3 protein-coding genes and 1 riboswitch are annotated in these 6,885 nt (G+C 48.6%); of the genes, 2 read left to right on the forward strand and 1 reads right to left on the reverse strand.

Annotation, left to right across the window (positions count from 1 at the left end; all coding sequences use genetic code 11):
• On the reverse strand, nt 1-1,341 hold a 1,341-nt coding region (gene thiC / locus AC2VLY_RS07720), incomplete at its 3' end, for a phosphomethylpyrimidine synthase ThiC (RefSeq protein ID WP_486922053.1).
• 67 nt (nt 1,342-1,408) lie between these two features.
• Nucleotides 1,409-1,505, reverse strand: a riboswitch (TPP riboswitch).
• 434 nt (nt 1,506-1,939) lie between these two features.
• Here thiC and bcsA point away from each other — a divergent pair.
• Together bcsA and AC2VLY_RS07730 are read left to right on the forward strand one after the other, a co-directional pair.
• Nucleotides 1,940-4,453, forward strand: a complete 2,514-nt coding sequence (gene bcsA / locus AC2VLY_RS07725; RefSeq protein WP_486893946.1) for a UDP-forming cellulose synthase catalytic subunit — start codon at nt 1,940-1,942, stop codon at nt 4,451-4,453.
• The gene (locus AC2VLY_RS07730; protein ID WP_486893945.1) at nt 4,450-6,672 is read left to right on the forward strand and encodes a cellulose biosynthesis cyclic di-GMP-binding regulatory protein BcsB; all 2,223 of its coding nucleotides are present in this window, start codon (nt 4,450-4,452) and stop codon (nt 6,670-6,672) included. Before bcsA ends, AC2VLY_RS07730 begins: the two co-directional genes overlap by 4 nt.
• The last annotated feature ends 213 nt before the right edge of the window (nt 6,673-6,885 follow it).

The following is a 6,885-nucleotide window of genomic DNA, read 5'->3' on the forward strand; positions in this document are numbered from 1 at the left end:
GTGCTGCAACTCTTCGTCCATATTGGCGCGAATCATCTGCATGGGCACATGGCCGGGACCTTCAATCATCACCTGCACGTCATGCTTCCAGGCAATCCGGGTGAGTTCGCCCAAAGTATGCAACTCGGCAAACTGCGCTTCATCGTTGGCATCTGCCAGACAACCGGGACGCAAGCCATCTCCCAGTGAAAAACTGACATCATAGGCTTTCATGATTTCACAGATTTCTTCGAAATGGGTGTAGAGGAAACTTTCCTGATGATGCGCCAGACACCATTTGGCCATGATGGAACCACCCCGGGAAACAATACCCGTAAGCCGTCGGGCAGTCAGGGGCACATAGCGCAGCAATACTCCGGCATGAATGGTGAAGTAATCCACGCCCTGCTCGGCTTGCTCAATCAGCGTATCGCGGTATAAGTCCCAGGTCAGATCTTCGGCTTTGCCGTCGACTTTTTCGAGGGCCTGATAAATGGGTACGGTACCAATGGGAACAGGGCTGTTGCGAATAATCCATTCGCGGGTTTCATGAATATGCTTTCCGGTGGATAAATCCATCACGGTGTCAGCCCCCCAACGGATGGACCAGACCATTTTTTCGACTTCTTCGGCTATGGAAGAAGTGACCGCCGAGTTACCGATGTTTGCATTGATCTTGACCAGAAAATTGCGGCCGATGATCATGGGTTCCAGTTCGGGATGGTTGATGTTGGCCGGAATGATGGCACGACCCCGGGCAACCTCCTCTCGGACGAATTCCGGGGTGACCACATCCGGAATCTGCGCCCCGAAGGATTCACCACGATGCGCGCGAAACAGTTCGGGATGGGTGGCGCGCAATTTTTCCAGACCCTGATTTTCACGAATAGCCACATATTCCATTTCCGGGGTGATGATTCCACGTCGTGCATAATGCATTTGGGAGACATTTGCGCCTTCTGCGGCCCGCCGGATTTCGCGGCGCTGTTGAAAACGCAAATCAGCCGTCCTGACATCAGCGAGGCGGGCCCGACCATAAGCCGAACTCGGTTCAGGACGATGCTCCAGCGGCGTCTCCATGGCAGTCCACTGCCAACGGGTAGCAGGGAGTCCCGCATGAATATCAATCTGGGTATCAGGATCAGTGAAGGGACCACTACAGTCATACACGGGAATATTCGGATTATGCTCCACCGAACCATCGCGGTTGCGGGAGTCGGTCTGCTGGATTTCACGAAGAGGAATACGTAATTCAGGATACATTTCACCGCTGAGGTAGGCCTTGCGGGAACCCGGTATGAATCCTGTGGTGACCGTGGCTTCCTGCATGTTATGGGTAATATCGGTGGGACGTGTCGCCATTGTGCTTCCTCCAAATTCCAGTGCATTGCGAAAAACATGATCGGGACACGGAAGAAGGACGCAGACAGTTGATCCTGTAGCGCTTCCCTACGCCGGCATGACCCGGATCAGGTTCCAAGGGTTCCTCTCAGCCTGCCCCCTGGCAGACGCCCCCAGCGTTAATACATTTTCGCAAACTAAGGGATATCGCACCTAACTGTCAAGCGGACGTCGCAGACAATAACAAACTGACGATTGCTTTCATGGGGCAGTAACGAGTCAGAAATAAATAAAAAGCACCATTTTTGGGAGTGCATACACTATCTGTCCCCACATTGGTGCAGACCAAAATTTATGTGTAACAAAATTAGTACATACGGATTTGGTTAAAAAAATTTTCTATATTTATAATCATAGTGTTGAAAATTTATGTACCATTTATTTAACAGGTGATTAATAAAATTTCCCTCGAAGATATACGGCCCGATTATTGCTTATAGTCTGCTTATGGTTCTGTGGTTAAAAAATTTAGCACCATAAAACTTTTTAAATTGTCATATAACTGTAACATTGCTGTGTTAATATCTTGCTAATAGGCTCTAATATGGGGATGTTTGTCATGAGAATGCTATCTTCTTTAATATTTCAGTCTTTCCAGCTCATGTTGCAAAAATTTGAGCGCAGAGAAGCACCACTGATTACTTCTGTGAATCCATATAAAGGCCATTGGAATATCTTTTTAAGAATACCTCGTATTGAAAAGTTAAAACATATAAGTTCCGCAGCATTAATCGGGATGATCGTGTTATTAGTGGTTTACCTGGCTGAAATTCAGATTCCGCTTGACAACCAACTCATTCTTTCCAGTGTATTGGTTACCATCATGCTTCTGCTTTACAACTGGGATCTCTGGCGCTCAAGCACCACCAGCAAGATGCTTGCGCGCTACACTATCATCTTCGCCAGTGCCTATTTTGGCTGGAAATACCTCTACTGGCGAGCGACAGAAACCATGCCCTCAGGCTATGGAGCTGTTAGCGAAACCGCTGGCCTTATCTTACTTCTGGCCGAAGCCTATGGATTCATCATGCTGATGTTTAATCACTTGGTAAACATTCATCCTATCGATCACCAGATTCCCCCTTTACCTGTTCGTGATAATGATTGTCCTAGCGTGGATGTGTTCATTCCGACTTACAACGAAGAATATGAAGTGATCATTCCTACTTTGGCAGCAGCAGTTAACTTGGATTATCCCAAAAGCCGTTTTATCGTCTGGATTCTTGATGACGGAGGCACCGACAAGAAATGTCATCAAAGCGACTCTCAAAAAGCGGAAGCCGCTCAGAAGCGGCGCAGCGATCTAGAACAGCTGGCTAATGAATATGGAGCCCGTTATCTGACCCGCGCTGCAAATGAACACGCCAAGGCTGGAAACATTAACAATGGCTTGGCCCACTCCCAAGGCGATCTTGTTGCCATACTCGATTGTGACCACATACCAACCAGGGATTTTTTACGCAATACCGTGCCTTTTTTCCTGGACGATTCCAAACTTTTTCTGGTTCAAACACCTCACAATTTTATCAGTCAGGATCCCATCGAAAAAAATCTGGATATGCCAAGAGGCCCAGGAGAAAACGAATTGTTTTATGATGTTATGCAGCCAGGTCTCGATTTCTGGGGGACATCTTATTTTTGTGGGTCAGCTGCAGTACTCCGAGCCCCTGTGTTGAAATCCTTGGGAGGAATTGCGGGACAGACTATCACCGAGGACGCTGAAACTACTATCGACGCAATGCGGTTAGGTTATCGAACTTTGTACCTGAACAAGGCCATGGTAAGTGGTCTGCAGCCAGAAACTGTTACTGGCATGATTGTCCAAAGGGTCCGTTGGGGCACTGGCATGTTACAGATTTTCCTGCTAAAAAATCCCTGGTTACAAAAAGGATTAACCGTTATTCAGAAGCTGTTGTACACCAATTTAATAGTTTACTGGCTGTTTGCTTACTCCCGGCTTGCCCTGTTAATGGCACCACCAGCCTATCTGATTTTTGGGGTTACGCTTTGTCATACCACGCCATCCCAACTCATGGTTTATCTGGCCCCCTATTTACTCAGCTCGTTAATGGTCGCCCAACATTATTATCGTCATGTGCGTTGGCCTTTCATATCCCAAGTTTACGAGACGTTACAAAGCATCTTCATCGCTATGTCAATGAGCAAGGTGCTGTTTCGCCCCAAATCACCAAACTTCAAGGTGACCCCCAAAGGGGAGTATCTGGACCGACACTTCCTGTCAGTATTGTCATGGCCCTTTTACCTGCTTCTGGGAGTCAATATGCTCGCTATTGTTTGTGGAATAAACCTCTTGCAACAATCCGGTGCGCGTATCGACGCCATTTTGTTTGTTCTGTTTTGGGCGGTTCTTGACACATTATTTCTCCTCGCTGTCCTGGGCGTCACCCACGAAAAGCCCCAGCGGCGTTCTTCAGCACGTATTCCACTGAGCAAGTCTTTGATACTCGAATACGAAAATGGCAATAGAATTCCGGCGCGCACGGTCAACATCTCTTGGCGAGGTGCAGCGGTCGCCATTGACCGCCAATCCGGAACCATTCAATTGGGCACACCGCTCGTTCTTGACTTTGGCGATGATCGATATATTCATTGCGAGATCAGTGCATTACGTGATGCTTTTGCTGGGAACAATCTGCTCATTTCGGTACGCTACAAGCCTCAGTCTGCGGCAGACATCGTAACAGCCGTGGCCATCGCCTATGGATCCAGTAACGATCTGTTGGAGCTGACCAGATCGCGCCGTCATTCGCGAAGCATTTTTGGTTCACTTTTATTATTCATCCGGTTAGCGATGGTGTATGGCGTCAGACACCTTTGGCATCTTTTGAGTAATATTTCTATAGGTCGTTACTGGAGGAGTATGATCCAAGCCCTGGTTCGCGAACAGCAACGGCTTTTCTTCCGGCGAAACAAACGGCATGAGCTTTTAGAACCAATTATGGCACTTCCCGCATCCTCACTCACCAACATTCACTCAGTAGAGCCGGTCATACTGGATGAGGAATTAATCTGGGACAAAAAATCCGGTCTTCACGAGGAGATTATGGCATGATGAAAATGCTCATCGCGCGCTTGATTTTCATCTTCATGCTTTTTTGTGCTGGCTCATGGTCTGTCTGGGCAGTCACAAGTATGGCAACCGCAAAACCCACACCGAAAAATGCCACAGTTTCCGCTTCAGGGACTCCCGTGGCCTTACCATTCGCAACAACTATCGGCAACAAGGAAGCAATCCGCTTGCAGGGACATGGAGCGACGGTGAAAATACCTTTCTCCATACCCCATGGGGAAGATGTCACCCAGATCCAGGTGTCTCTACAGGGATGCATATCTCAGGGAATGAGTAGTTCGGTCCTGCTGGAAGCGGTTTCCAATAATCAGGTGATAGAACAAATTGCTTTGAAGCCCGGCAGTGACCTGAATAATCAATTCTCTATTCCCAGCTCACATCTGGATGCAGGTTTTCATACGCTGATCCTCAAACTCGTTGGCGTTGCTGGAGACTCTGATTCCAACTGGGTGCAGATTGATCCCCGAACATCTCTTTTCAACTATTTGAGCACTCCAAAGGCCATCGAACCCCGCCTCGACCATCTTGATTGGCTATTTGACCGTGCATCTCTCGACTATGCCCCTGTTGTTCCCATATACGGTGTGGATTTTTCAGATTACACAGAGGCCCTGGCTTATGCTGCTCAAGGCATTGGGCTAAGATACCAGTTTCTGCCTACACACATTCAAGTCAAATCCCTACAGACGTTCCTTGGCAAAGCCTCAAACCCTCTGGATGCAGTGTTATCAGACTTGCCTGTTGGGAGCCGTAGTGCCTTGATTATTGGCACATCAACTGCGTTAGCCCCAGTGTTGCAGAATCTGGGCGTGTCAGCGATTAGAAATGCAACTATTCTGGTTCGACAGTTTCCTGGACATTCTCACTATAATCTGCTGATTCTGACTGGTAGAGATTCGCAGGAAGTACTAACAGCGGCCAGGAGCTTTGCCAACATTCAAATAAATTATCCTTCCGTTGCGGAAATGGCGATCAAAAACTCCCGCATCGAAAACTCCGCTCACTCAGAACCGGTGCCCATTACCGCTTCGCCTTTTGCCTCTGCCTCTTTTCCGCTTCTGGCGACCGGATTCAAGACCACCACTCTCAGTGGGTTCAGTGGTCCGGTAAGCATGCAGATCTGGAATGGCGGATGGCAGAGAGAAGGAGAATTGAGCCTGAACCTGGTGTATTCAGCAGGCATGTCTGCCACCTCTGATGTCAACATACTTTTTAACGGGGCACTCGAAGGCTCGATTCCGTTGAACGATCCGACCGGTGGAAAGTATGTGAAATACGCGGTCAGTATTCCTAGTACCGAAGTGAAATCAGGCTGGAATACTCTTACTCTCGTTCCCAATCTGATTCCGGCGTCCACCCATGATTTTCTCTTTAACTCCGAACGTGCCAATCTGCAACTCAGTGTATTTGCCAATTCCACTTTTACCTGGCAGGGCGGCAATGCTTTGCAGCACCTGGATCTGACCGCCCTGAGCACCGCTGGTACGCTGAACATTAGACATGGCCAGACGGTAAATCTTTTCGTGCCGAAAAAGTACAGCAACCACACCCTCTCAGCCATGACCACGCTGATCGGCAAAACCGCGCAGCGCTATGGCGCCCCATTTTCAGTACATACCGGGGGCCTGGATAATTTACATTCGGGGCCTATTCTTGCAGTAGCACCCCTACGGCAATTACCCCAATCTTTACTGAATCATCTCGGCTTGACTGAGCCATCCGGGAGTAACTCGGACTGGGGAATATCTCGATCCTTGCAGGATAGCTTGGGGAACGAAGATGATCAGCCAAGTCATTACGAATTTTCTTTGACAAACAATGGTTTGGCTTTCAGTTCCAGTTATGACGGCCATCCTCTCATCGTATTTTCGGCACTGAATGATGGCACTTTGAATAAGGCCATCAATACCCTGATCGGCTTTGGGCTGTGGTCACAACTGCGAGGATTTACGGATTGGTGGGAAATTCAAGGAAAAACCATCCATGCCGTTGGTATGGAAAGTGTCCCCTTCTACGCCTTCGGAACCAGTGGCGGCATAGGCGTATGGGCAGGCCACCATCTCTGGTGGGCAATCGTCATTTTGTTGATCTTCGCCACAATGGTATCCGTACTTATCTACGCAATGGTGCGCAGACGCTATCATCGCTTACCCAAGGAGTCCGCAGTACGCCCAGCAGGTTCGCAAACGGGAGGTGAATGATGGCGAACAAGAACTCATCCGCTATTTGCCGGTTACAGATGGGTCTTATAGTGACACTGTTCATAAACGTCCTGCTTCCTGCTAGAGCAGAAGCTCAAACCCTGTTACTGGGTGGAATCCAGCGCTCTGCACAAAGTTCCTACGATTACCTTGGGTTGATACAGCCCATCGCTGGCGGTGATCTTGGCCATGGCTTTTATATCCAGGCTTTTG

The organism is Acidithiobacillus sp. TH-A36, from assembly GCF_057473445.1.